The organism is Streptomyces sp. NPDC013455, from assembly GCF_040632975.1.
Lineage (GTDB): Bacteria > Actinomycetota > Actinomycetes > Streptomycetales > Streptomycetaceae > Streptomyces.
This window is the reverse complement of sequence record NZ_JBEYCX010000001.1, coordinates 780,782-803,756: the sequence shown is the minus strand read 5'-3', so window position 1 is coordinate 803,756 and position 22,975 is coordinate 780,782. Positions and strand designations below refer to the sequence as shown.

At 71.9% G+C, this 22,975-nt stretch carries 20 protein-coding genes; 3 read left to right on the top strand and 17 right to left on the bottom strand.

Translation table 11 applies throughout. The features are described 5' to 3' along the window. Nucleotides 1-207: 207 nt before the first annotated feature. A complete protein-coding gene (gene pepN / locus ABZ576_RS03530) occupies nt 208-2,790 on the bottom strand; it encodes an aminopeptidase N (protein WP_360735286.1) in 2,583 nt (860 codons plus the stop codon). A 142-nt stretch (nt 2,791-2,932) separates the two neighbouring features. On the opposite strand from pepN, the gene ABZ576_RS03525 reads away from it, so the two are divergent. After that, the gene (locus tag ABZ576_RS03525; RefSeq protein ID WP_360735284.1) at nt 2,933-3,595 is read left to right on the top strand and encodes a DsbA family protein; all 663 of its coding nucleotides are present in this window, start codon (nt 2,933-2,935) and stop codon (nt 3,593-3,595) included. A gap of 168 nt (nt 3,596-3,763) precedes the next feature. Here the strand turns inward: ABZ576_RS03525 and ABZ576_RS03520 are convergent, their stop codons facing one another. From ABZ576_RS03520 to ABZ576_RS03450, 15 genes are all read right to left on the bottom strand, one after another. Then, a complete protein-coding gene (locus ABZ576_RS03520) occupies nt 3,764-4,789 on the bottom strand; it encodes a 2-hydroxyacid dehydrogenase (protein WP_360735282.1) in 1,026 nt (341 codons plus the stop codon). Continuing rightward, nucleotides 4,786-5,859 (bottom strand): ABC transporter ATP-binding protein, encoded by a 1,074-nt coding sequence (locus ABZ576_RS03515; RefSeq protein ID WP_360735280.1) that lies wholly within the window; start codon nt 5,857-5,859, stop codon nt 4,786-4,788. Before ABZ576_RS03515 ends, ABZ576_RS03520 begins: the two co-directional genes overlap by 4 nt. Then, nucleotides 5,837-6,664 carry a DeoR/GlpR family DNA-binding transcription regulator gene (locus tag ABZ576_RS03510; RefSeq protein ID WP_360735278.1) on the bottom strand — a complete coding sequence of 276 codons (828 nt, stop codon included), beginning with the start codon at nt 6,662-6,664 and terminating at the stop codon, nt 5,837-5,839. The genes ABZ576_RS03515 and ABZ576_RS03510 overlap by 23 nt, the downstream gene beginning before the upstream one ends. Beyond that, entirely contained in the window at nt 6,661-7,749 is a 1,089-nt protein-coding gene (locus ABZ576_RS03505; protein ID WP_360735276.1) for an ABC transporter ATP-binding protein, read from the bottom strand. Before ABZ576_RS03505 ends, ABZ576_RS03510 begins: the two co-directional genes overlap by 4 nt. Continuing rightward, the gene (locus ABZ576_RS03500) at nt 7,746-8,570 is read right to left on the bottom strand and encodes a carbohydrate ABC transporter permease (RefSeq protein ID WP_360735274.1); all 825 of its coding nucleotides are present in this window, start codon (nt 8,568-8,570) and stop codon (nt 7,746-7,748) included. Before ABZ576_RS03500 ends, ABZ576_RS03505 begins: the two co-directional genes overlap by 4 nt. Continuing rightward, nucleotides 8,567-9,451 carry a sugar ABC transporter permease gene (locus ABZ576_RS03495; RefSeq protein ID WP_360735272.1) on the bottom strand — a complete coding sequence of 295 codons (885 nt, stop codon included), beginning with the start codon at nt 9,449-9,451 and terminating at the stop codon, nt 8,567-8,569. Before ABZ576_RS03495 ends, ABZ576_RS03500 begins: the two co-directional genes overlap by 4 nt. Beyond that, nucleotides 9,451-10,887: an extracellular solute-binding protein gene (locus tag ABZ576_RS03490; RefSeq protein ID WP_360735270.1), complete on the bottom strand. Its 1,437-nt coding sequence runs from the start codon at nt 10,885-10,887 to the stop codon at nt 9,451-9,453. Before ABZ576_RS03490 ends, ABZ576_RS03495 begins: the two co-directional genes overlap by 1 nt. A 290-nt stretch (nt 10,888-11,177) precedes the next feature. Next, entirely contained in the window at nt 11,178-11,825 is a 648-nt protein-coding gene (locus ABZ576_RS03485; RefSeq protein WP_360735268.1) for a superoxide dismutase, read from the bottom strand. Between the two features lie 119 nt (nt 11,826-11,944). Continuing rightward, the gene (locus tag ABZ576_RS03480; RefSeq protein WP_360735266.1) at nt 11,945-13,333 is read right to left on the bottom strand and encodes an amino acid permease; all 1,389 of its coding nucleotides are present in this window, start codon (nt 13,331-13,333) and stop codon (nt 11,945-11,947) included. Between the two features lie 122 nt (nt 13,334-13,455). Beyond that, the gene (locus ABZ576_RS03475; RefSeq protein ID WP_360735264.1) at nt 13,456-14,346 is read right to left on the bottom strand and encodes a TauD/TfdA family dioxygenase; all 891 of its coding nucleotides are present in this window, start codon (nt 14,344-14,346) and stop codon (nt 13,456-13,458) included. An 11-nt stretch (nt 14,347-14,357) separates the two neighbouring features. After that, nucleotides 14,358-15,695 (bottom strand): LLM class flavin-dependent oxidoreductase, encoded by a 1,338-nt coding sequence (locus ABZ576_RS03470; RefSeq protein WP_360735262.1) that lies wholly within the window; start codon nt 15,693-15,695, stop codon nt 14,358-14,360. Next, nucleotides 15,692-16,426 (bottom strand): ABC transporter ATP-binding protein, encoded by a 735-nt coding sequence (locus tag ABZ576_RS03465; protein ID WP_360735260.1) that lies wholly within the window; start codon nt 16,424-16,426, stop codon nt 15,692-15,694. The genes ABZ576_RS03470 and ABZ576_RS03465 overlap by 4 nt, the downstream gene beginning before the upstream one ends. Next, nucleotides 16,402-17,250: an ABC transporter permease gene (locus tag ABZ576_RS03460; protein WP_360735258.1), complete on the bottom strand. Its 849-nt coding sequence runs from the start codon at nt 17,248-17,250 to the stop codon at nt 16,402-16,404. Before ABZ576_RS03460 ends, ABZ576_RS03465 begins: the two co-directional genes overlap by 25 nt. Continuing rightward, on the bottom strand, nt 17,247-18,290 hold the full coding sequence (locus ABZ576_RS03455; RefSeq protein ID WP_360735256.1) for an ABC transporter substrate-binding protein: 1,044 nt from the start codon (nt 18,288-18,290) through the stop codon (nt 17,247-17,249). Before ABZ576_RS03455 ends, ABZ576_RS03460 begins: the two co-directional genes overlap by 4 nt. Nucleotides 18,291-18,496: 206 nt before the next feature. After that, the gene (locus ABZ576_RS03450; protein WP_360735254.1) at nt 18,497-19,696 is read right to left on the bottom strand and encodes an ROK family protein; all 1,200 of its coding nucleotides are present in this window, start codon (nt 19,694-19,696) and stop codon (nt 18,497-18,499) included. A 435-nt stretch (nt 19,697-20,131) separates the two neighbouring features. Here ABZ576_RS03450 and ABZ576_RS03445 point away from each other — a divergent pair, with 435 nt between their 5' ends. Further along, nucleotides 20,132-20,710, top strand: coding sequence for a biotin transporter BioY (locus tag ABZ576_RS03445; RefSeq protein WP_360735252.1), 579 nt, complete (start codon nt 20,132-20,134; stop codon nt 20,708-20,710). Nucleotides 20,711-20,818: 108 nt separating this feature from the next. Here the strand turns inward: ABZ576_RS03445 and ABZ576_RS03440 are convergent, their stop codons facing one another. Further along, nucleotides 20,819-22,237, bottom strand: coding sequence for an amino acid permease (locus ABZ576_RS03440; protein ID WP_360735250.1), 1,419 nt, complete (start codon nt 22,235-22,237; stop codon nt 20,819-20,821). Between the two features lie 215 nt (nt 22,238-22,452). Between ABZ576_RS03440 and ABZ576_RS03435 the strand changes: the two genes are divergently transcribed. Continuing rightward, a complete protein-coding gene (locus tag ABZ576_RS03435; RefSeq protein WP_360735248.1) occupies nt 22,453-22,938 on the top strand; it encodes a ribose-5-phosphate isomerase in 486 nt (161 codons plus the stop codon). Nucleotides 22,939-22,975: the final 37 nt, after the last annotated feature.

The following is a 22,975-nucleotide window of genomic DNA, read 5'->3' as shown; positions in this document are numbered from 1 at the left end:
GGCCTCGGGATTCCCGCGCCCGGACCCGCCCGTAACCGCTGTTACACGCCCGTCGAGAACTGCGGACAAGACGGGACTAAAGGTCAGGTGTTCGGGTGCCGAGCAGGGACCGGAAACCCCTGGTCCGATCGGGTGCGGACCAGGGGTTACGGCTGCGCTTGCCCGGATTTCGTAACGGTCACCGGCCGGGCGAGCTCAGGCCAAGGCTCACCGGACGGCGGCCGCCGCGTCGCACGCCTGTGCGCGCAGCGCCCGCGCCAGGTCGTCCCGGGACTCCAGCACCAGCCGGCGCAGCGCGGGCGCCGCGTCCTGGTGCGCCCGCAGCCAGGCGTCCGTCGCGTCGAGGGTCTCCTGGCGGTCCTGGTACGCCGGGAACAGCCCCCGGACCACGTCCATCCCGATCTGGATCGACCGCTCCCGCCACACCCGCTCGATCGCCGCGAAGTACTTCTCCGCGTACGGCGCGGTCAGCTCCCGCTGCGACGGCCGGCCGAAGCCCGAGATCGTCGCCTCCACCAGCGCGTTCGACAGCGTGTCGGACTCCACCACCTGCGCCCACGCCTGTGCCTTGACCGCCGCCGACGGGCGGGCCGCCAGACAGCGCACCTGGTGCCGCTTGCCGGAGGCCGTGTCGTCCCGGGCCAGCTCCGCCGCCAGCACCGCCTCGTCGGCCGCCCCGTGCGCGGCCAGCGGCTCCAGGAACGCCCAGCGCAGCTCCTGGTCCACCTCCAGACCGTCGACCGAGGTGGTCCCGTCCAGCAGTTCCCGCAGCAGCGCCAGATCCGGCTCGGCGGCGGCCACGGCCGCGAAGAACCGCGCCCATGCCAGCTGGTGCTCACTGCCCGGCGCGGCCGCCCGCAGCTCCCGCAGCGCGCCCTCCGCCAGCAGCTCGCCGCCGGCCGCCCGCCAGTCGGGCGCCGCGTAGTGCACCAGCGCCGAGTCCGCCCAGGCGTGCAGCATCTGCAGCACACCGATGTCCGACTCCCGGCCCGCGAACCGCAGCACCAGGTCGATGAAGTCCCGCGCCGGCAGCAGCCCGTCCCGGGTCATGTTCCACAGCGCCGACCAGCCGAGCGCCCGGGCCAGCGGGTCGGACAGCGCGCCCAGGTGCGTGCGCAGGGTGGCCAGCGAGGTCTCGTCGAAGCGGATCTTGCAGTAGGTCAGGTCGTCGTCGTTGACCAGCACCAGCTCCGGCGCCTGGGCGCCCGCAAGTTCCGCCACGACCGTGCGCGGCTCGTGCACGTCCGTCTCCACACGCGCGTACCGCTCCAGGGCGCCGTCGGGCGTACGGCGGTACAGGCCCACCGCGATCCGGTGCGGGCGCAGTTCCGGGTGCGACTCCGGAGCCTCCTGGACGATGGCCAGCTCGGCGATCCGGCCGCCCTCGGTGTCCAGCAGCACCTGCGGGGTCAGCGAGTTCACCCCGGCCGTCTGGAGCCAGGACCGCGCCCACCCCGACATGTCCCGGCCGCTGGTCTCCGCCAGCACCGCCAGCAGGTCGCCGAGGCGCGTGTTGCCGTAGGCGTTGCGCTTGAAGTAGCGCCGGGCGCCCTCCAGGAACGCGTCCTGGCCGACGTACGCCACCAGCTGCTTGAGCACCGAGGCGCCCTTGGCGTAGGTGATGCCGTCGAAGTTGAGCTTGGCGTCCTCCAGGTCACGGATGTCCGCCGTGATCGGGTGCGTGGACGGCAGCTGGTCCGCGCGGTACGCCCAGGCCTTGCGGCGGTTGGCGAACGTGATCCACGCGTCCTTGAAGCGGGTCGCGCCCACGTTCGCGAACGTGCCCATGAAGTCCGCGAAGGACTCCTTCAGCCACAGGTCGTCCCACCACTCCATGGTGACCAGGTCGCCGAACCACATGTGCGCCATCTCGTGCAGGATGACGTTGGCCCGCGCCTCGTACGACGCCTGCGTCACCTTGCCGCGGAAGATGTACTCCTCGCGGAAGGTCACCAGGCCCGGGTTCTCCATCGCGCCCAGGTTGTACTCGGGCACGAACGCCTGGTCGTACTTCCCGAACGGGTACGGGTAGTCGAAGTGGTCGTGGAAGAAGTCCAGGCCCTGCCTGGTCACCAGGAACACGTCGTCCGCGTCGAAGTGCGGCGCCAGACCCTTGCGGCACATCGCGCCGAGCGGGATCTCCAGCTTGGTGCCGTCCTCGAAGGTGCGGGTGTAGGAGTCCGTCACGTAGTGGTACGGGCCCGCCACCACGCACGTGATGTACGTCGAGATCGGCTTGGTCTCCGCGAACCGCCAGACCCCGTCGACGAGTTCACCGGCACCGTTGCTCCACACCGTCCAGCCCTCGGGCGCCCGCACCTCGAAGCGGTACGGCGCCTTCAGGTCCGGCTGCTCGAAGTTGGCGAACACCCGGCGGGCGTCGGCCGGCTCGTACTGCGTGTACAGGTAGACCTCGCCGTCCTCGGGGTCGACGAAGCGGTGCATTCCCTCGCCGGTGCGCGAATAGGCGCACCGGGCGTCCACCACCAGCTCGTTCTCCGCGGCCAGGTCCTCCAGCGCGATCCGCGAGCCGTCGAAGACCTCGCCCGGGTCCAGGTCCCGGCCGTTGAGCGTCACCGAGGTCACGCCGGGGGCGATCAGGTCGGCGAAGCTCGACGCGCCCGGCTCGGCGCACCGGAAGCGGATGGTGGTCACCGAGCGGAACGTGCGCGGCTCCCCGTTCCCGTCACCGACGGCGGACCTCAGGTCCAGGGACACCTCGTAACCGTCGACGGACAGCAGGGCGGCCCGCTCCCGGGCCTCGTCGCGGGACAGATTCTCACCGGGCACGGACGGCACTCCCTTGTGAACGCGTGGGTGATGGCGGCTGAACAGGACCGATCCTGCCATGTGCTCCTGACGGCGGGCAGCAGGGAATGCGGATGGCGGCGACCTCGTTGAGGTTTCAAAAGACGTTTCTGCGAGGAGACCCATGTCCGAGACCACCCCCTCGTCCGGCAAGACCCCCGTCGACTTCTGGTTCGACCCGCTGTGCCCCTGGGCCTGGATGACCTCCCGCTGGGTGCTGGAGGTGGAGAAGCTCCGCGACATCGAGGTCCGCTGGCACATCATGAGCCTCGCGGTCCTGAACGAGAACCGGCTGGACGAGCTGCCCGCCGAGTACCGGGAGATGCTCGCCACCAAGGCGTGGCAGCCGGTCCGCGTGGTCACCGCGGCCTGGCAGAAGCACGGCGAGGACGTCCTCGGCCCGCTCTACACCGCGCTCGGCACCCGCATCCACAACAACGGCGAGGGCCCGACCCGCGAGGCCGTCGCCGGCGCGCTCGCGGACGTCGGCCTGCCCGCCGAGCTGATCGACTACGCCGACCAGGAGGACTTCGAGTTCGACGCCGAGCTGCGCGCCTCCCACAAGGAGGGCATCGAGAAGGTCGGCCAGGACGTCGGCACGCCGGTCATCGCGCTGCCCGGCCCCGACGGCGAGCAGATCGCCTTCTTCGGCCCGGTCGTCACCCCCGCCCCGAAGGGCGAGGAGGCGGCCCGCCTGTGGGACGGCACGATCGCCGTGGCCTCGGTACCGGGCTTCTACGAGATCAAGCGCACCCGCACCAAGGGCCCGGACTTCGGCAACCTCTGAGTCCGCTCGGTACCGCGGCCCCGCGGGGCCGCGGTACCGCGGCGGTGTGCGGGCGACCGGCCGCGCCGCCACGGCCGGTTCCCCGTCCGGCCCGGCCGGAGGCGGCGGCCTGCACCGGCAATACGGGCCCGCGTCGGTGACGACGAACGTGCCGAGCCTCCCGGGCCCTCAGGTCAGACAGTGCGCGAGCGGCTCCCCGCGCAGCCAGCGGCCCACCTCGGCGGCGGCGATCCGGGCGGCCTTCTCCGCCACCGCCCGGCTGGCCCCGCCCAGATGCGGGGTGAGCACCACCCGGCCGGCCATCGCCTGCAGCCGCGAGCCCGGCGGCAGCGGTTCGCGGGCGTAGGTGTCCAGGGCCGCCGCGGACAGCCGCCCCGCGGCCAGCGCGTCGCACAGCGCCTCCTCGTCCAGCAGCGGGCCCCGCGCCGCGTTCACCACCACCGCGCCCGGCGGCAGCAGCGCCAGCTCGCGGGCGCCGATGAGGCCGCGGGTCTCGGCGGTGAGCCGGGCGTGCAGGGTGAGCACCGCCGAGCGGCGCAGCAGGTCGTCCAGGGCCGACAGGCGCAGCCCGTGCACCTCGCCGCGGACGTACGGGTCGTACACCATCACCCGCGCCCCGAACGCGCACAGCACCCGGGCGACCCGGCTGCCGACCGCGCCGTAGCCGACGAGTCCGACGGGCAGGTCCTCCAGCTCCAGGCCGCCGTGCTCGTAGGTGTAGTACGACGAGCCCGCCCAGCTGCCCTGCCGGGCGAGGAGGTCGTGGGCCTGCGGGATGCGGCGCAGGGCGGCGAGCAGCAGGCCCACGGTGAACTCGGCGGTGGCGGCGGCGTTGCGGCCGGGCGCGAAGCACACCCGCACGCCGTGCCGCTCGGCCGCCTCCAGGTTGACGTTCACCGGTCCGCCCCGGCAGACGACGACCAGCCGCAGCGCGGGGCAGGCCGCGAGGACCCGCTCGGTGACCGGGCCCATCTGGGTGACGAGCACCTCGGCGCCGGCGAGGGCCGCGATCAGCTCGTCCTCGGCGTCGCTCGCCTCGCTCACCTCGGCCACCGGCCCGAACGGCTCCAGCGGCCAGCCCAGCATCACCTCCCGCACCGCGCAGCCGCTCTCCTTGGCGAGCGCGGCGGTGATGAGGGACGGCAGGACGAAGTGGTCGCCGGCGGCCACCACGCGCACACCACTGGAGGTCATCGCAGGGAGTCTCCCGTCTCGGCGTCGAAGACATGGGTGAGCCCGGCCGCCACCCGGACCCGCTCGTCGTGGGCGAGCCGTACCCCGGGCCCGGTGAGGACCACCAGGTGCCGCTCCACCCCGTCCAGGGCGAGGGTGGCGATACCGGACTCCAGCAGGGGTTCGTGGGCGACGACCCGGGCGGGGATGCCGTCGGCGCCGGTGAGGCTCAGGTCCTCGGGCCGGATGCCGACCACCACCGCACGGCCGTCCGGCACCGGCACCGGCAGCGGCACGCGCACCCCGGCGGACAGCCGGGCGTGGCCGTCGGCGCCGGCGACACCGGGCAGCAGGTTGATCGCGGGCTCGCCGACGAAGTCGGCCACGAAGACGGTGGCCGGGTGGTCGTAGATCTCGTACGGGGTGCCGAGCTGCTGGATCACGCCGTCCCGCATGACGGCGATCCGGTCGGCCAGCGACAGGGCCTCCTCCTGGTCGTGGGTGACGAGGATCGTGGTGTGGCCCGCGTCCCGCTGGATGCGCTTGAGCTCGCGACGGGTGGTGTCGCGCTGGGCCGCGTCCAGGTGGGACAGCGGCTCGTCCAGCAGCAGCACGTCCGGTTCCCGGATCAGGGCGCGGGCCAGGGACACCCGCTGCTTCTGCCCGCTGGACAGACCGGCCGGGCGGGCGTCGAGGACGTCGGTCAGCCCCACCCGCCCGGCGATCTCGGCGACCTTGCGCGAGACGTCCTTCCCGCGGCGGCCGCCCCGGGCCCGCAGCCCGAACGCCAGGTTCTCCGCGACCGTCAGCGGCGGATACAGCGCGTAGTTCTCGAAGGCCACGCCGATGTTGCGCCGCCGCGCCGGCCGGTCCGTCACCGAGGCGCCGCCGACCAGGATGTCCCCGCCGGTCACCGTCTCCAGGCCCGCGATCATCCGCAGGGTGGTGGACTTCCCGCAGCCCGACGGGCCGAGCAGCCCCAGCAGTTCACCCGAGTCCAGGCTCAGGTCCAGGCCGCGGACCGCCTCCACCGCCGGTCGGCCCCGCGACCGGTAGGTCTTGCGCAGCTCACGCAACTCCAGCGTGGTCATCGCCCTCCCTCAAGCCGGTGGCGCACACCTCGTAACGCACCTTGTGCTCGTCCAGGTCGCGCAGCGCCTCGGCGGAGGCCCCGTCGTCCACCAGCAGCAGGTCGAAGCGGGACAGGGGCGCCACCCGGTGCAGGGCGACCCGGCCCAGCTTGGTGTGGTCGGCCAGCAGCACGTTGCGGGCGGCCACGTCGAGCATCGCCCGCTTCACGGAGACGATGTGCTGCTCCTGGTGGTAGGCGTAGCCGCCGTGCACGCCCGAGGTGGACACGAAGCCGACGTCCACGCGCAGCTGGCCGACGGCCTCCACGCAGGACACCCCGAGGAAGGAGGAGTGCAGCCGGTCGTAGTCGCCGCCGAGCGCCATCAGATGGATGCCCCGCCGGCCGGCGAGCAGGTTGATCGCCTCCAGGAAGTTGGTGACGACGGTGAGCGGGGTGATCTCGCCGAGGGACAGCCGGCGGGCGATCTCCAGGGTGGAGGTGGAGTCGTCCAGCAGGATGGCCATGCCCGGTTCCATCCGCCGCATCGCCCGCTCGGCCAGCGCGGCCTTCTGCGGGCGCATGGTCTTCAGCCGGTACTGCACGTTCGACTCGAACACGCCGGACGGCTGCGCGGTCACCCCGCCCCGGGACTTCCGTACCACGCCCTGCCGTTCGAGTTCGTCCAGATCGCGGTGGATGGTCATCAGGCTCACCCCGAACCGCTCGGCCAGTTCGGCCGCGGTCGCCGAGCCCTCGGCGAGGACCAGTTCGGCCACGGCGGCCTGGCGGGCCGCGGGTCCCCGCCGCGCACCGGTGCCGCTCATCGCCGCGCCATCCGCCGGCCCGGGAGCCCGGGCCGGTCGGCCTCGAACACCAGCAGGTCCTCGGGCCGGACGACCGGGCGGACCGGGTCGTCGGGGCGCAGTCCGGCCGCCTCGCCGCGGGACGTCACGAGCGACAGATGCCGGGCGCCGATCCGCACGGTCACCTCCACTGACCGGCCGAGTACCTCGGTGACGTACACCGTCCCGGCCAGCCGGTGCCCCTCGCCGGTCAGCGACACGTCCCGGGGGCGCACGCCCACCAGCACCTCGGTGCCGGCGGCCACCCGGACGGGAAGGGGCAGTTCCAGCGCTCCGTCCGGGGACCGGAAGGTGCCGTCCCCGGTCACCGCCCCGGGCAGCAGGTTGATCCGGGGCCGCCCGAAGGCCCGCGCGACCTCGGTGTCGTGGGGCCGGTACCAGATGTCCTCCCGGGTGCCGGTCTGCACGATCCGGCCCTGACGGATCACCCCGATCCGGTCGCCGAGCGCCAGCGCCTCCACCGAGTCGTGGGTGACGTACAGGGTGGTCGTGCGCCGGACGGCCCCGATCGCCTTCAGCTCGGCCCGCATCTGCTGGCGCAGCTTGGCGTCGAGGTGGGACAGCGGCTCGTCCAGCAGGAAGGCGCGGGCCGGGCGGACCAGCACCCGGCCGAGGGCGACCCGCTGCCGCTGCCCGTTGGACAGCTGCCCCGGCATCCGGTCCAGCAGGCCGCCGATGCCGAGGAGCCCGGCGACCGCGCGGACCCGGTCGCGGGCCTCGGCGGCGGGCAGCCTGTGGCGCGGGGAGCGCAGGGGTGAGACCAGGTTGTCGTACACCGACCGGTGCGGGTACAGGGCGTAGCTCTCGAAGCACATGGCCAGGCCCCGGTCGTACGGCTCCACGCCCCGCATGTCCCGGCCGTCGATCTCGACCGTGCCGGCGTCGGGCCGCTCCAGCCCGGCGACGGTCTTCAGGGCGGTCGTCTTGCCGGCCCCCGACGGCCCGAGCAGACAGAAGAACTCCCCGTCCCGGACGTCGAGTTCCAGTCCGTCCAGGGCGGTCGTGCGGCCGTAGGACTTGTGTACGCCCCGCAGCGCGATGCTCATGACTTCACCGCCCCGAAGGACAGCCCGCGCACCAGGTAGCGCTGGATGGTCAGCGCGAGCAGCAGCGGCGGGACGACCGAGACGAGCGCGGCGGCGGCCGTGAGGTGGTACTTGGGCCGGTCGCCGCCGAGGAAGGACAGGGCGCCCACGGTCACCGTCTGGGCCTCGTTGGAGGTGAGGATCAGCGGGAAGACGAAGTTGTTCCAGGCGAAGATGAAGGCCAGCAGCGACACGGCGGCGACACCGGGCCTGACCAGCGGCAGGACCACCCGGAAGAACGCCTGGGTGCGGGTGTAGCCGTCCAGGAGGGCCGCCTGCTCCAGCTCCGGGGGCAGATCGGCGAAGTACGACCGCATGATCCACACCACCAGCGGCAGGGTGACCAGCTGGAGCACCCACACCATGCCCACGTAGGTGTCGAACAGGCCCAGCTTCCGGTACAGCACGAACAGCGGGATGATCACGGTGAGTTCGGGCGCGAACCGGAACGACAGCAGCGTGAACATCAGGTTCTCCGAGCCCCTGAACCGCCAGCGCGCCGAGGCGTACGCGGCCGGCAGCCCGACCACGAGGGACAGCGCGACCGCGCCCACGGACACCACCAGGCTGTTGACGAAGAAGCGGACGAACGGGATGCCCTCGCTGTCCCCGAGCACCGTGCGGTAGGCGCCCAGGGTCGGGGTGAAGGAGAAGTAGGTGCTGAAGAGCTGGTCGGCCGGCTTGAGGGAGAGGATCAGCATCCAGGCGACCGGGAACAGCGCGAAGACGAAGTACAGGAGCAGGGCGGCGTCCGCCAGCCACCCCCACAGCCGCCCCTTCACCCGGACACCTCCGCCGCCTTCCGCTGGATCCGGCCCAGGTGCCGGACCAGCACCATCGCGGCCAGGTACACCACGGCCCACAGCACGATCGTGTAGCTGATCCCGAAGGAGTACCGCTGGAACCGGATGGCCTCCAGGTACGCCCGGATCTGGAGCACCACGGTGGAGTCGCCGGGCCCGCCCTCGGTCAGCGCGTAGATGACGTCGAAGACCTTCAGCGAGTCCATGAACCGGAAGATCAGCGCGACCATGACGTACGGCCACAGCATCGGCAGGGTCAGCCGCCGGAAGGTGTACCACCGGCCGGCGCCGTCCACGGCCGCCGCCTCGAACGGGGAGACGGGCAGCGACCGCAGCCCGGCCAGGGCGAGGATCGCCACGAACGGGGTGTACACCCACACGTCGACGGCGATCGACGACAGCAGCGCGCCCGTCGGGGTGTCCGTCCACTGCACCCCGCCGAGCCCGACGGGTTCCAGCAGGTGGTTGACCACCCCCACCGACGGCTGGAGCATCAGCTTCCAGATGATCGCCGCGATGACCGGGGCGATCATCAGCGGCAGGATCAGGATCTTCTCCAGGACCCGGCCCACCGGCGACGAACGGTGCAGCAGCAGGGCGACGGCGACCCCGAGCACGGTCTCCACGCCGGCCGCGCCGACCGCGTACAGCACGGTCACCCAGGCCGAGTGCCAGAAGGCGTCCTGCGAGAAGACCGTCGCGTAGTTGTCCAGCCCGACCATGTCGGGCCGCGGCTCGGCCGCCGAGAAGTCGAACAGCGTGTAGTACAGGCCGAGTCCGAACGGGTAGAGGATCCCGCAGGTCAGCAGCAGCGCCGGGAGGATCAGCAGGTACGGCCGCAGCGCCGGGCGCGACCGCATCAGCCGACCTTCGGGCCCAGGTCGTCCGCCAGCCGGTCCAGCACGGACCGCGCGCTCTTCCCGCCGTAGATCTCCTGGAGGGCCGCGGCCCAGCTGGTGGTGGCGTCGAAGAACTGGGCCTGCGGGGTGAACTGGATCTCCGTCTGGCCGACGACCGTCTCGAAGGTCTCCAGGAAGCCGGGCAGGTGCCGCATCCTGTCCCGGTAGGCGCCGTCCTGGCTGACCGACCTGCGCACCGGGTCGATGTGGTTGTGCCGGAGCGCGGCGCGGCGCAGGTGTTCCTTGCCCGTGGCCCACTGGAGGAACAGCCAGCCGGCGCTCTTGCGGGTGCTCCGGGCGTTCATGCCCAGCGACCAGATCCACATGTTGGTGGCGAGCGAGCCGTCCGGTCCCTTGGGACCCGGATGGAAGGCGATCTTCCCGGAGGCGGGCGAGGCCCCTTCGACGGCCTGGAAGTAGGCGGCGGTGTCGGCGTCGAAGAGCATCCCCGCCTTCCGCGCGCCGAGGTCGGCGGAGCACTGGTACCAGGTGTACGACGTCCAGGACGGCGGCCCGCCCTGCCGGACCATGGCCGCCCAGTCCTCGGTGAACGCCACGGCCTCGGGGGAGTTCATGGCGGGGGTGAGCTTCCCGCCGTCGACCGTGAAGTCGCGCAGCCCGTTGCGGGCGTACATCGTCATGAACCCGGGGTGGATGGTGGCCCAGCTCCGCGACCCGCGCACGGCGATCCCGTACATCCCGTCGAACCCGGCGCCGGGCGCCTTCTTCTTGATCACCCCGGCCAGCTCGCGCAGTTCCCCGAAGGATTCGGCCGGTTTCAGTCCCAGCTTGCGGAACACCTCGGTGTTGTAGGCGACCACGTTGGTCTCCCAGCCCCAGGGCAGCGCGTACTGCCCGCCCCGGCCCAGCGGCGCGCCCGCCTTCAGCGACCACTGGTCGGCCTGGAGGAGGTTGGGGAAGAAGTCCGCCTGGTCCCATTCGGCGGCGGTGGCCGAGGAGTTGCGCATCCAGGGCCCCAGGTCCTCCAGCCAGCCCGGCGGCCCGTACTGCCACACCATGTAGGCGCCGAGCATGAACACGTCGTAGGAGGCGCGCCCGCCGGCCAGGTCGACGGTGAGCTTGTCGAAGTAGTTGTCCTCGGGGAAGACGTCGTACTTCACCTCGATGCCGGTCCTGTCGGTGAAGGACTTCAGGTCCGCGATCAGGGCGTCGGTGTACGGGTGCTTGTTCAGCAGCGCCCTGACGGTGCCGCCCTTCTCCCGCTTCCAGTCGAAGGCGCCGGTGACGTCGTCCGCGGCCGAACCGCCGCCCTCGCCCCGGTCGTCGCCGCCGAAGCCGGTGCCGCAGCCGGAGAGCAGCGGGGCCGCGGCGGCACCGGCGGCGAGGGCCCCGGTGAGCGTGAGGAAGCGTCGGCGGTCGTGCACGTGCCTGTCCATCCGGGACCTCCGTCGGTGGGGCGGTGGGGTCGGGCGGGTTCACCGTGCGAGTCGACTCGACAACAGAGGGTGTAACGGCACGGGATGACCGTCAATCCCTCGCGCGCGGGGAGACGAGGGGGAAATCCCGGACGGCGGTGGGAAGTTCACAGGGCCGGTCGCGATGGGCGGAGGTTCGGCACGCCCATGGGAAGACCCCCGTGAGTCACGTCCTCACGGGGGTCTCCTCTCATCCGCCTGCCGCCGTGAAGGGTGAGAAGACGATCACGAGGCAGGACGACCGAGGGGGCTCAGGGAGCCGTCGGCAGCACGTCCGCGCGGGACGTGGCGGCCGCGTACCGGCGGGCGACGTCCTGCCAGTTGACGACCTGCCACATCGCCTCGATGAAGTCCACCTTCTGGTTGCGGTACTGGAGGTAGAAGGCGTGCTCCCAGGCGTCGAAGACCAGCAGCGGGGTGGAGCCCTGGCCGACGTTGCCCTGGTGGTCGTAGACCTGCTCCACGATCAGCCGCCCGCTCAGCGGCTCGTGGGCGAGCACGCCCCAGCCCGAGCCCTGGGTGGTGGCCGCGGCCTTGGAGAGCTGGGTCCGGAAGGCGGCGAAGGAGCCGAAGGACTCCTTGATCGCCTCGGCCAGCTCGCCCACGCCGTCGGCGGCCAGCGGCTCGCCGCCGCCGTCCTTCGGGCCGGTCATGTTCTGCCAGTACACCGAGTGCAGGATGTGCCCGGACAGGTGGAAGGCCAGGTTCTTCTCCAGGCCGTTGATCGTGCCCCACGCCTCCTTGTCCCGGGCCTCGGCGAGCTGCTCCAGGGTGTCGTTGGCGCCCTTCACGTAGGCCGCGTGGTGCTTGTCGTGGTGCAGTTCGATGATCTCGGGGCTGATCACGGGCGCCAGCGCGGAGTAGTCGTAGGGCAGGTCGGGCAGCGTGTAGACGGGCATGGGTGATCCCCTCCGGAACCTTATTGCAAGTCTCTTGCAAGTACACGCTAGCAACAAGAAGATCCGGACAACAGAAAGGCCCCCACGTGTCCGTGGGGGCCTCGCCGGGGAGCGCCGGTTCAGTCGCGGGCGCGCACCCGCTGCCACACGTAACCGAGGGCCGCCAGGGCCAGCGTCATCCCGCCCGTCGAGTACAGCTGGACGCGGGTGTCCGGCTCACGGGCCATCAGCACGAAGATCGCCGCCATGCCGGCCAGCGCCAGCCAGGTCAGCCACGGGAACGCCCACATCCGCACGACCAGCTTCCCGGGCGCCTCGCGCTCCAGCCGGCGGCGCAGCAGCAGCTGGGAGACCGCGATGAAGATCCAGACGACCAGGATCACCGCGCCGATCATGTTCAGCAGCCAGGGGAAGACCTCGTCCGGGCTCCAGTAGCTGAGCAGCACGCACAGGAAGCCCACGACGCAGGAGGTGAGCACCGCGAGCCGGGGCACACCGCCGGAGAGCCGCGCCAGCGCCTTCGGCCCCTGACCGCGCCCGACCAGCGAGTAGGCGATGCGCGAGGAGCCGTAGATGTTGGCGTTCATCGCCGACAGCAGGGCCACCAGGACGATCACCTTCATCAGCTGCCCGGCGCCCGGGATGCCGATGTGCTCCAGCGCGGCGACGTACGGGCCCTTGTCCGGGTCGACGATGTCCTTCGAGTCCCAGGGGACCAGCGTCACCACGACCGCCATGGAGCCGATGTAGAAGAGGGCGATGCGCCACATCGCCGTGCGGACCGCGGAGGCCACGCCCCGCACCGGGTCCTCCGACTCGGCGGCCGCGATCGTGACCGTCTCCAGACCGCCGTAGGCGAAGACCGACGCGAGCAGCCCGATGATCAGGCCGTCGCTGCCGTTCGGCAGGAAGTCCGTCAGGTTCGACGCACCGGGGGCCTGGGTGCCGGGCAGGACCCCGGTGATGGCCAGCAGCCCGAGGATCAGGAACAGGCTGATCGCACCGACCTTCAGGGCCGCGAACCAGAACTCGAACTCGCCGAAGTTCTTCACGGCGGCCAGGTTCGCCCCGCAGAACACCACCATGAACAGGGCCACCCACATCCACTGCGGGGTCCCCGGCACCCAGCTCTGGACGATCTTCGCGGCGCCGATGCCCTCCAGCCCGACCGCCGTGCACAGCAGCACCCAGAACGACCAGCCGGCGGCGAAGCCGGCCCAGGGGCCCATGGCCCGCTCGGCGTGCGCGGAGAAGGAGCCCGACGACGGGTAGGCGGCCGACATCTCGCCGAGCATCCGCATCACCAGCATCACCAGCAGGCCGGAGAGGGTGTAGGCGACCACGATGGACGGGCCGGCGGCGGCGATGCCCGCACCCGAACCGACGAACAGGCCCGCGCCGATGACCCCGCCGAGGGCGATCATCGACAGATGGCGCTGCTTGAGGCCGTGGGAGAGGGAGGAGCCGTCCTGCTGCGGAGGCGTCTCGGTGGTGGTGCTGTGGGGCATGGGCGCGGCTCTCCCGGTGCAATGGACGGGACAAAAACCCCGCCAGTCTGGGCGGCCCGTCCGCTCACGGGGAGGGGCTGCCCACTATCCGGACACCTGCCCTACGCACGGCGAGCGTACGGTTACGCTGCCACCGGGGTGTAGTGCGAGGCGTCGCCCTCGACCGAGTAGCTCTCCTTGCCCCCGACACCGGCCGGGACGTCACCGGCCACGGTCACCCGGTGCAGGCGGCGCGGCCGCCCGTCGTAGTTGTCGACGGCGTAGTGCTGCGTGATGCGGTTGTCGAAGAGCACCAGCTGGTTCTCCGACCAGCGGTGGCGCAGCACGTTCTCCGGGCGGGTGACGTACGCCTGCAGCAGCTCCAGGACCCGGCGGGACTCCCCGCGCGACAGCCCGGTGATCCGCTGCGCGAACCCCCCGATGAACAGGCCGCGCTCGCCGGTCAGCGGATGCACCCGGACCACCGGGTGCACGGTGCGGTAGGTGAGGGACGTGAACTCGGCGCGCTGCGCGGCCCGGTCCGCGTCGATCTCCTCCTCCGGCACCGCGTAGTCGTAGTCGTTGGTGTGCTCGGCCCACAGGGTGTCGGCGAAGCGGCGCAGCGGCTCGGGCAGGTCGCGGTAGGCGCCCGCCGCGTCGGCGATCAGCGTCTCCCCGCCGTACGGCGGGACGGTCAGGCTGCGCAGGGTGCTGGCCTGCGGCGGGTTGAGGACGAAGGTGACGTCGGTGTGCCAGTGGTTGGCGCGGCCCCGCTCGCTGTCGACCGGCAGCACGTTCGGGGCGCCCGGCACGGCACCGACCGTCGGGTGCGCGGTGGTCAGCTCGCCGAAGTGCCGGGCGAAGGCCTGCTGGCCCGCGTCGTCCAGGCGCACGTCGTCGAAGACGAGCGCCTTGTGCGCGTTCAGCGCCTCCCGCAGCGAGGCGACCTGCGCCGCGTCCAGCGGCCGGGAGATGTCGACGCCCCGGACGCGGGCGCCGATCCGTGCGGTGATCTTCGTGATCTCGAGGGGCATGGCGGTTCCTTTCAGGCGAACGCGGGGCTGAGGTACTGGTTGGCGGGGCGGGGCAGGCCGTAGCGGTCCCGCAGGGTGCGGCGGGGGCCGTATTCGGCGCGGAACAGCTTCCGGGCGCGCAGGATCGGTACGACGTGCTCCACGAAGGCGTCCAGGCCGGAGGGCAGCACCGCCGGCATGATGTTGAAGCCGTCGGCGGCCCCTTGCGTGAACCAGGTCTCGATGCGGTCGGCGACCTGCTCGGGCGTCCCGGCGAAGGTGAGGTGCCCGCGCCCGCCGCCGAGCCGGCCGATCAGCCGCCGCACGGTCAGCCGCTCCCGCCGGGCCAGCTCGACCACGAGCGTGTAGCGGCTCTTGGCGCCCTCGACGGCGGACTCGGGCGGCAGGCCGGCGGGCAGCGGGGCGTCCAGCTCCAGGGTGCCGGGCTCCAGCCGGAGCAGGCTCTCCAGGCGCCTCACCCCGTGCTCGTACACGATGTGGTCCTCCAGCACCTGCTCGTTCGCCCGCGCCTCGGCCTCCGTCGACCCGAGGACGGGCACGATCCCGGGCAGCACCTTGACGTGGTCGGGGTCGCGTCCGGCCCGCCGGGTACGGGCCTTGAGGTCGGCGTAGAAGGACCGGGCACCGGTCAGCGTCTGCTGGGCGGTGAACACCGCCTCCGCGTAGCGGGCGGCGAACGCCCTGCCGTCCGCCGAGGAGCCGGCCTGCACCAGCAGCGGGTAGCCCTGCGGGCTGCGGGGCACGTTGAGGGCGCCCTCGACACCGAAGTACGTGCCCCGGTGCCGGGGCGGGTGAATCTTGCCGTCGTCGCCCCAGACGCCCGCCGCCTTGTCGGCGACGACCGCGTCGTCCTCCCAGCTGTCCCACAGCTTGAGGGACACGTCGAGGAACTCGGCGGCGCGGGCGTACCGCTCGGCGTGCGGGGGCTCGTCGGCGAGCCCGAAGTTGCGGGCCGCCTCGGCCCCCGCGGTGGTGACGATGTTCCAGCCGGCCCGGCCGCCGCTGACGATGTCCAGCGAGGCGAACCTGCGGGCCAGGTTGTAGGGGGAGTTGTAGGAGGTGGAGGCGGTGGCGATCAGGCCGATGTGCTCGGTGGCCGTGGCCAGCGCGGTCAGCAGGGTGAGCGGTTCCAGGGCGCCGGCCGGCCGCTGCGCCAGGCTGCCCCACAGCTGCGGACCGTCGGCGAGGAAGAGGGAGTCGAAGGCGCCGCGCTCGGCGATCCGGGCGAGGTGCACGTGGTGCCGGAGGTCGACGTGCGCGTACGGGTCGCTCTCCGGCAGCCGCCAGGACGCCTCGTGGTGGCCGGTGTCCATCAGGAACGCGTTCAGGTGGAGCTCTCTCGTGGTCACCGGTGGTCCTCCGTGACGCCCAGGGCGGCCAGCAGCCGCTCGCGGTACTCGCCCAGCACCGGCTCCCGGTAGGAGCGCGGATGGGGGTGGTCGATGGTCAGGTCCAGGCCGATCCGGCCCCGCTCCAGGACCAGGACCCGGTCGGCGAGCACGATCGCCTCGTCGACGTCGTGGGTGACGAGCAGGACGGAGGGCCGGTGGCGCCTCCACAGCTCGCGCAGCAGGTGGTGCATCCGGATCCGGGTCAGCGCGTCCAGGGCGCCGAACGGCTCGTCCGCCAGCAGCAGCTCGGGCTCGCGGACCAGGGAGCGGGCGAGTGCGGCGCGCTGGGCCTCGCCGCCGGACAGCTCTCCCGGCCAGGACCGCTCGCGGCCCTCCAGGCCGACCTCGGCCAGCGCCGCCCGGCCGCGTTCCCGGGCGTCCTTGCCGTCCAGCCCGAGCAGGACGTTGTCCAGCACCCGGCGCCAGGGCAGCAGCCGGGAGTCCTGGAACACCACCGAGACCCGCTCGGGCGCGGCCAGCCGCCCGCCGCCCGCCACCCCGTGGTCCAGGCCCGCCACCGCCCGCAGCAGGGTGGACTTGCCGGAGCCGCTGTGCCCGAGCAGCGCCGTGAACTGTCCGGCGGGCAGCTCCAGATCGATGCCGTCGAGGACCGTGCGGCCCCCGAAGGACCGGGTCAGGCCGTCCAGCCGCACGGCGGGCCGGGTCAGTTGCCGAGTGTGCGGCGCCACGACAGCACCCTCCGTTCGATCAGACGGACCACGCTGTCGGAGACCAGGCCGAAGACGCCGTAGATCAGCAGGCCGACCAGGATGACGTCGCTCTGGCCGTAGTTCTGCGCCTGGAACATCAGGTAGCCGAGACCGCTGGTGGCGTTGATCTGCTCCAGGACCACCAGGCCGAGCCAGGAGCCGGTCACGCCGAGCCGGAGCCCCACGAAGAATCCGGGCAGCGCGCCGGGGATCACCACCTGGCGGACGAAGGCGAACCGCGACAGCCCCTGCACCTCGGCGAGTTCGACGAAGCGGCCGTCGATGCCGGACAGCGCGGCGTGCGTGTTCAGGTAGACGGGGATGTAGACGACGATCGCGATGATGGCGATCTTGAAGGTCTCCCCGATGCCCAGCCAGAGGATGAACAGCGGGATCAGACCGAGGGTCGGGATCGCCCGGTTGAGCTGCACGGTCCCGTCGATCAGCGCCTCCCCGACCCGGCTGAGCCCGGAGGCGAGGGCCAGCAGCACCCCGGCGGTCAGGCCGATCGCGAAGCCGTAGCCGGCGCGTTCCAGGGACGTCAGCACATCGGTGGGCAGCGTCCCGTCGGCCCACAGGCGCCCGGCGGTCCGCAGCACGGTCCAGGGCGCCGGGACGGCCCCCGGGTCCAGGGTGCCGGCGGCGGAGGCGGCCGCCCACAGGGCGAGCAGCACCAGCGGGCCGGCCAGCCGGGCGGCGGGCAGCCGGCGGCCGGGGGAGAGGCGGCGGCGCCGGCGGACCTGGCGGTGTTCCGCGGCCCCCGCCGCCGCGACGGCGGTCGTCGTCGTGGTCACGGCGGTCACTTCCGGTACTCCTCGGGTACGGCCCGGGCGGCGATCGCCTCGAAGCGGTGGTCGAAGAGCGAGGACACGTCGAACTTCTTCACGAACCCGCCTTCGGCGAGCAGGTCGGCGGTCTCCTGCTCCCACCGGATCGCCTCGTCCCAGCTGGGCGGGAACAGCGGTTTGTTGGCCAGCTCGGAGATGCCCCGGGCCTGTTCCGGGGTCAGGTTCTGCGTCCCGACGTAGAACTCCTCGTTCCACACGTCCGGGTGCTCGTACTGCCAGACCTGGCCCTCGGCCCACCGGGGGATGTAGGCGGCGATCGCGGCGGCCTTCGCCGGGTCGTTCAGCACGTACTGCGGCGCCCACAGCAGGTTGAGCAGGTCGACGACGTCGGTCCGGACGACGTGGGCGCCCTTCCCGCCGTACTGCTTCAGGTACGCCGGCGCCTGGCTGTTGGCGAGCGGGGCGATGTCCACCTGCCCGGACTGCAGCGCGGTGAGGAACTGGTTGCTGGTCAGCGGGACCAGCTGGACCTCGTCGTACGACAGCCCGGCCCGCTTCAGCGCCCGGAGCAGGACCACACCCTGCGCCTGGCCCTGCGAGAACGCGAGCTTCCTGCCCTTGAAGTCCGCGACCGTGCGGATGTCGCTGCCCGGCCTGGTGGCGAAGAGGTAGTTGGGCCTGCGGGTGATGCCGATCGCCACGATCCTGGCGTCGAAGCCCTGGTAGTGCGCCTGGATCGGCGGGATGCCCGCGTTGTTGGCCAGGTCCAGGGACTTGGCGCGGAAGGCGTTGATCACATCCGGGCCGGCCCCGATGTTCACCCAGCTCGACACCCGGAAGGGCAGCTCGGGCAGCTTGGCCAGCCGGAACAGCAGCTGCTGCTGGTCCTGGTAGGAGGCGATTCTCAGGCTGGTGCCGGCCGGGACCTCGGCGGCGAGGGGCTCGGTCGCGGCGCCCTTCGCCGCGGCGGACGCGTCGCCCGTGGCGCAGCCGCTCAGGCCCGTGACGGCGGCGGAGGCGCCGAGCAGGGAGGCGAGAAAGACACGACGGTGCATGGGAGGACTCCCGGGAGAAAAGGAGAGGAAAAGCCGGAGACATTCCGGGAAGAGAAGCCGGAGGAAGAAGAACTCACACAGCGGGAAACACGCGCTTCATGCGCGGCAATGTGTCAGCAACAGAAGGTGCGACAGCTGGTGAGAGAGCTCATGACCAGGATGTTCCTGGCCATGAGCGAAATCTGTCAACATTCCGAGGTTCTGAATTAAATAGCCTCAGGTGACGCGCCCAGCGGATCCCGGAACAGCACGTCGAGAATCACGGAGCCGCCCGCGACCGCCAGCACGGAATCCGGGAAACTCGTCGGGAGGACGGCCGTGCGGCGCGCCGTGCCGGCCGCGTCCCGCAGCGCGGCCAGGCAGTCCGGGAAGTGCAGCGAGCCGACCTCGGTGACGACCACCGTCTCCGGGTTGAGCACGTCCAGCAGCAGTCCGACGGCCCGCCCGGTCGTCCGGGCCCGCTCCAGCAGCAGCCGCCGGGCCACCGCGTCGCCGGCCGCCGCCGCGGCCACCACGTGCATCGGATTGGCCGAGTCGACCACCCCGGCCGCCCGCGCCCGCCGGCACAGCGTCCGCTCGCCCAGCTCCGCCTGGAGGCAGCCGGTACGGCCGCACGGGCACGGCTCGGCGCCGCCCGGCACCGGCAGGTGGGCGATCGCACCGGCGGCCGAACGCGGGCCGTGGTGCACCTCGTCGTTGGTGGCGAAGGCCGCGTCGACCACGTTGCCCACGAAGAGGTGCAGCACGCTGCGGCTGCCCCGGGCCCGCCCGAACAGCCGCTCCCCGTTCACCAGCGCCCGCGCGTGCCCGTCCACGTGCACCGGCAGACCCGTGCGGACGCCCAGCAGCTCCCGCACCGGCACGTCCCGCCAGCCCAGCAGCTCGTGCTCGACCACGGTGCCCGTCTCCCGGTCCACCCAGCCGCCCACCGCCACCCCGACGCCCAGCGGGCGGCGGCCCGGTACCTCGGCGCACAGCGCCGCCAGCCCCTCGGCGGCCCGCGCCAGCACCCGGCCCGGCTCGGTCCGTTCGTGCCGCAGTTCCCGCCGCGCCACGACCCGGCCGCGCAGATCGAGCAGCGCGACCGTGGTGTACGGCACGGCCACATGGATCCCGGCGACCAGGAAGCGGGTGTCGTCCAGGTCGACGGGTACGTGCGGCCGGCCGACGCCGTTGGAGCGGCGGGGCGCGGCGGACTCCCGGATCAGGCCGAGCCCGGCGAGCAGCGCGCAGTGCCCGGTCACCGACGCGGGCGACAGCCCGGTCAGCCGGGCGATGGTGCTGCGCGCCACCGGTCCGTGCTCCAGCACGGAGCGCAGGACGACGCTGGCGCTGGTGCGCCGCCGGTCGCTGTCGGCGGCACGCGGAACGGGTGAGACAAGGGTGGATGCCGCGGTACGGGGCATGGAGAACCGTCCTCGGGAACGGGGCCGTCACGTCTCGACAGGTCTCGGAGGACGAAGGCGCGCCGGAGCCCGCCCCCTATCCGGGGCGGCGACAGGTGGCCGTGCCCTGGCGTCGCAGGTCCACATAGCGACGCGAGGTGAGGTACCGGGCCTGGGCAACCATGGCTGGAAGGGTAGGGCAGGAACGGTGAATCCGACCAGACGAGCAGGGTTCGATTGGCGAGATTCCACAGTCACGTCGACGCGCTGTCACGTGAGCGAAACGTCTCTGCCTCCGTGATCAGTGTCACGCGCCGATGGGTGTCACCCACACCCTTTGTACGGAGCCCACCAAGCTGGCGCTCCGCGCTTTGTCGAGCGCTGACGGTGATCGGCTTCGCGCGGCTGGGATAGCGTCACGGTGTCCCAGCCTCTCCCGTCACCCGCGGAGTCCCCATGAGCACCGCTGCCGCCACCGTCCGCCCCCGCGAGGTACTCGCCGACCTGCTGCCCGCGTCCCGCGTCCGCGACGCCGCGCTCGTGCTCGGCGGCGCCGCGCTCACCGGCCTCGCCGCCCAGATCGCGGTGCCCGTCCCGGGCTCCCCGGTGCCGGTGACCGGCCAGACCTTCGCCGCCCTGCTGGTCGGCACGGCGCTCGGCGCGAGCCGCGGCCTGGCCGCGCTCGCCGTGTACGCGCTCGCCGGGCTCGCCGGCGTTCCGTGGTTCGCCCACGGCACCTCCGGCGTCTCCGTCTCCTTCGGTTACATCCTCGGCATGCTGCTCGCGTCCACCGTCGTGGGCGCCCTGGCGCGCCGCGGCGCCGACCGCTCCGTGCCGCGCATGGCGGGCACGATGCTGCTGGGCGAGGCGATCATCTACGCGATCGGCGTCCCGTACCTGGCCTACGCCGCCGACCTCTCCGCCTCCCAGGCCGTCGCCGCCGGCCTCACCCCGTTCCTGATCGGCGACGCCCTGAAGGCGGCCCTGGCGATGGGCCTGCTGCCCGCCGCCTGGAAGCTGGCCGGCAAGCGCTGAGGCGCTCCGCCCCGGGCGTCCTCCACCCGGCGCGGCCGGATGCGACAAGGCCGTACGCCCCGACGATTCCCGTCGGGGCGTACGGCCTTGCTGCGTCCTGGAACCGGATCAGCCGACGGACACCTTGTCGGCCGGGGACTCGGCCGCGGCGGCCGGGCGGTTCGCCGACATCCGCTCCTTCACCACCGCGATCACCAGCACGACCGCCGCGACCAGCACCGACAGCAGCACGGTCTCCCGGCCGTCGTGCTCGGTGTCGGTCAGCATGTAGCCGAGGACGAAGACGATCATCGCGGCCGTCGCCCAGGTCAGGTACGGGTACAGCCACATCTTCACGACGAGCTTCTCCGGCGCCTCCTGCTGGAGGATCTTCCGCATCCGCAGCTGCGAGAAGCAGATGACCAGCCACACGAACAGGGCCACCGCACCCGAGGAGTTGACGAGGAACAGGAAGATCGTGTCCGGGGACAGGTAGTTGAAGAAGACGGCGACGAAGCCGAAGACGACCGAGGAGAGGATCGCCGCCATCGGCACGCCCCGGCTGTTGACCCGCGCGAAAGCCTTGGGCGCGTCACCGCGCTCGCCGAGCGAGAAGGCCATGCGGGAGGCCGTGTAGAGACCCGAGTTCAGGCAGGACAGCACCGACGTCAGCACGATGAAGTTCATGAGCTGGCCGGCGTGCGCGATGCCCAGCGAGTCCAGGGCGGCGACGTAGGAGCCGTCCTTCGCGATGGACGCGTCGTCCCACGGCAGCAGCGAGACCACGACCAGGATCGAGCCCAGGTAGAAGACGCCGATCCGCCAGATGATGCTGTTGGTGGACTTGGTGACCGCACGCTGCGGGTCCTCGGACTCGCCGGCCGCCAGCGTGGCGATCTCGCTGCCCATGAAGGAGAAGACGACCAGCAGCACACCGGTGAGGATCGCTCCCGGACCGTGCGGCAGGAATCCGCCGTGCGAGGTCAGGTTGCCGAAGGACGCCTTCTCGGCGTCCACCCCCGGCAGCACGCCGAACACGGCCAGCAGGCCGACGACGATGAACGCGCCGATCGCCACGACCTTGATACCGGCGAACCAGAACTCGAATTCGCCGTAGGAGCTGACGGAGACCAGGTTGGTCGCGGTGAGCACGACCATCACGATGAGTGCCCAGCCCCATTGCGGGACGTCGGGGACCCACCCGTTGAGGATCTTGGCGCCGGCGGTCGCCTCGACGGCGAGCACGACGACCCAGAAGAACCAGTACAGCCAGCCGATCGAGAAGCCGGCCCAGCGGCCCAGCGCACGGTCGGCGTGCGCGGAGAACGAGCCGGACGTCGGATTGGCGGCGGACATTTCGCCGAGCATGCGCATCACCAGCACGACGAGCGTGCCGACGAGTGCGTAGGACAGGAGGATGCCCGGTCCCGCGGTGGCGATACCGGAGCTGGAGCCGACGAAGAGTCCGGCTCCGATGACGCCACCGATCGCGATCATCGACAGGTGGCGGTTCTTCAGTCCTGCTTGAAGGCCCGAACCAGGGGTCATGGACGGATTTCCTTTGCGCCAGGTGGAGCTGCCCGTACGAGCGGTGTACGAGTCGGTCCAGTGAATCCGAGGTGAACGAATTCGGGAACCTCTGAATCCGGATCGTTACTTGAGGATTACTTGAGGATCTATGGCTTCGCTCACAGATTTCTCCACGGACCGACGGCCGGCACCCTGGGGCTGCTGCCCGTGAACGGGCGTGTCACACTCGTGGCATGCGCGTGTATCTCGGCTCCGACCATGCGGGCTACGAACTCAAGAACCACCTCGTCGAGTGGCTGAAGGCCGCCGGCCACGAGCCCGTCGACTGCGGGCCGCACATCTATGACGCCCAGGACGACTACCCGCCGTTCTGCCTGCGCGCCGCGGAGCGGACGGCCGCGGACCCGCAGGCCCTCGGCATCGTGATCGGCGGCTCGGGCAACGGTGAGCAGATCGCCGCCAACAAGGTGAAGGGCGTGCGCGCTGCGCTGGCCTGGAGCGAGGAGACCGCGGCGCTCGGCCGTCAGCACAACGACGCCAACGTGGTGGCCGTGGGCGCGCGCATGCACAGCACGCAGGAGGCAACCAAGTTCGTCGAGGTCTTCCTCGGCACCCCGTTCTCCGGCGACGAGCGGCACATCCGCCGTATCGACATGCTCGCGGCCTACGAGACCACGGGCGACCTCCCGCCGATCCCGGCCCACCACCCCCAGCAGTAGTCGAGGCCCGGTCCGGGGGCCGAGCCCCCCGACCGCG

Coding starts and splice junctions, on each gene's coding strand:
- ABZ576_RS03525 (WP_360735284.1), top strand. CDS start 2,933: ATGTCCGAGACCACCCCCTCGTCCGGCAAGACCCCCGTCGACTTCTGG.
- ABZ576_RS03520 (WP_360735282.1), bottom strand. CDS start 4,789: ATGACCTCCAGTGGTGTGCGCGTGGTGGCCGCCGGCGACCACTTCGTC.
- ABZ576_RS03515 (WP_360735280.1), bottom strand. CDS start 5,859: ATGACCACGCTGGAGTTGCGTGAGCTGCGCAAGACCTACCGGTCGCGG.
- ABZ576_RS03510 (WP_360735278.1), bottom strand. CDS start 6,664: ATGAGCGGCACCGGTGCGCGGCGGGGACCCGCGGCCCGCCAGGCCGCC.
- ABZ576_RS03505 (WP_360735276.1), bottom strand. CDS start 7,749: ATGAGCATCGCGCTGCGGGGCGTACACAAGTCCTACGGCCGCACGACC.
- ABZ576_RS03495 (WP_360735272.1), bottom strand. CDS start 9,451: ATGCGGTCGCGCCCGGCGCTGCGGCCGTACCTGCTGATCCTCCCGGCG.
- ABZ576_RS03490 (WP_360735270.1), bottom strand. CDS start 10,887: ATGGACAGGCACGTGCACGACCGCCGACGCTTCCTCACGCTCACCGGG.
- ABZ576_RS03485 (WP_360735268.1), bottom strand. CDS start 11,825: ATGCCCGTCTACACGCTGCCCGACCTGCCCTACGACTACTCCGCGCTG.
- ABZ576_RS03480 (WP_360735266.1), bottom strand. CDS start 13,333: ATGCCCCACAGCACCACCACCGAGACGCCTCCGCAGCAGGACGGCTCC.
- ABZ576_RS03475 (WP_360735264.1), bottom strand. CDS start 14,346: ATGCCCCTCGAGATCACGAAGATCACCGCACGGATCGGCGCCCGCGTC.
- ABZ576_RS03455 (WP_360735256.1), bottom strand. CDS start 18,290: ATGCACCGTCGTGTCTTTCTCGCCTCCCTGCTCGGCGCCTCCGCCGCC.
- ABZ576_RS03450 (WP_360735254.1), bottom strand. CDS start 19,696: ATGCCCCGTACCGCGGCATCCACCCTTGTCTCACCCGTTCCGCGTGCC.
- ABZ576_RS03445 (WP_360735252.1), top strand. CDS start 20,132: ATGAGCACCGCTGCCGCCACCGTCCGCCCCCGCGAGGTACTCGCCGAC.
- ABZ576_RS03440 (WP_360735250.1), bottom strand. CDS start 22,237: ATGACCCCTGGTTCGGGCCTTCAAGCAGGACTGAAGAACCGCCACCTG.
- ABZ576_RS03435 (WP_360735248.1), top strand. CDS start 22,453: ATGCGCGTGTATCTCGGCTCCGACCATGCGGGCTACGAACTCAAGAAC.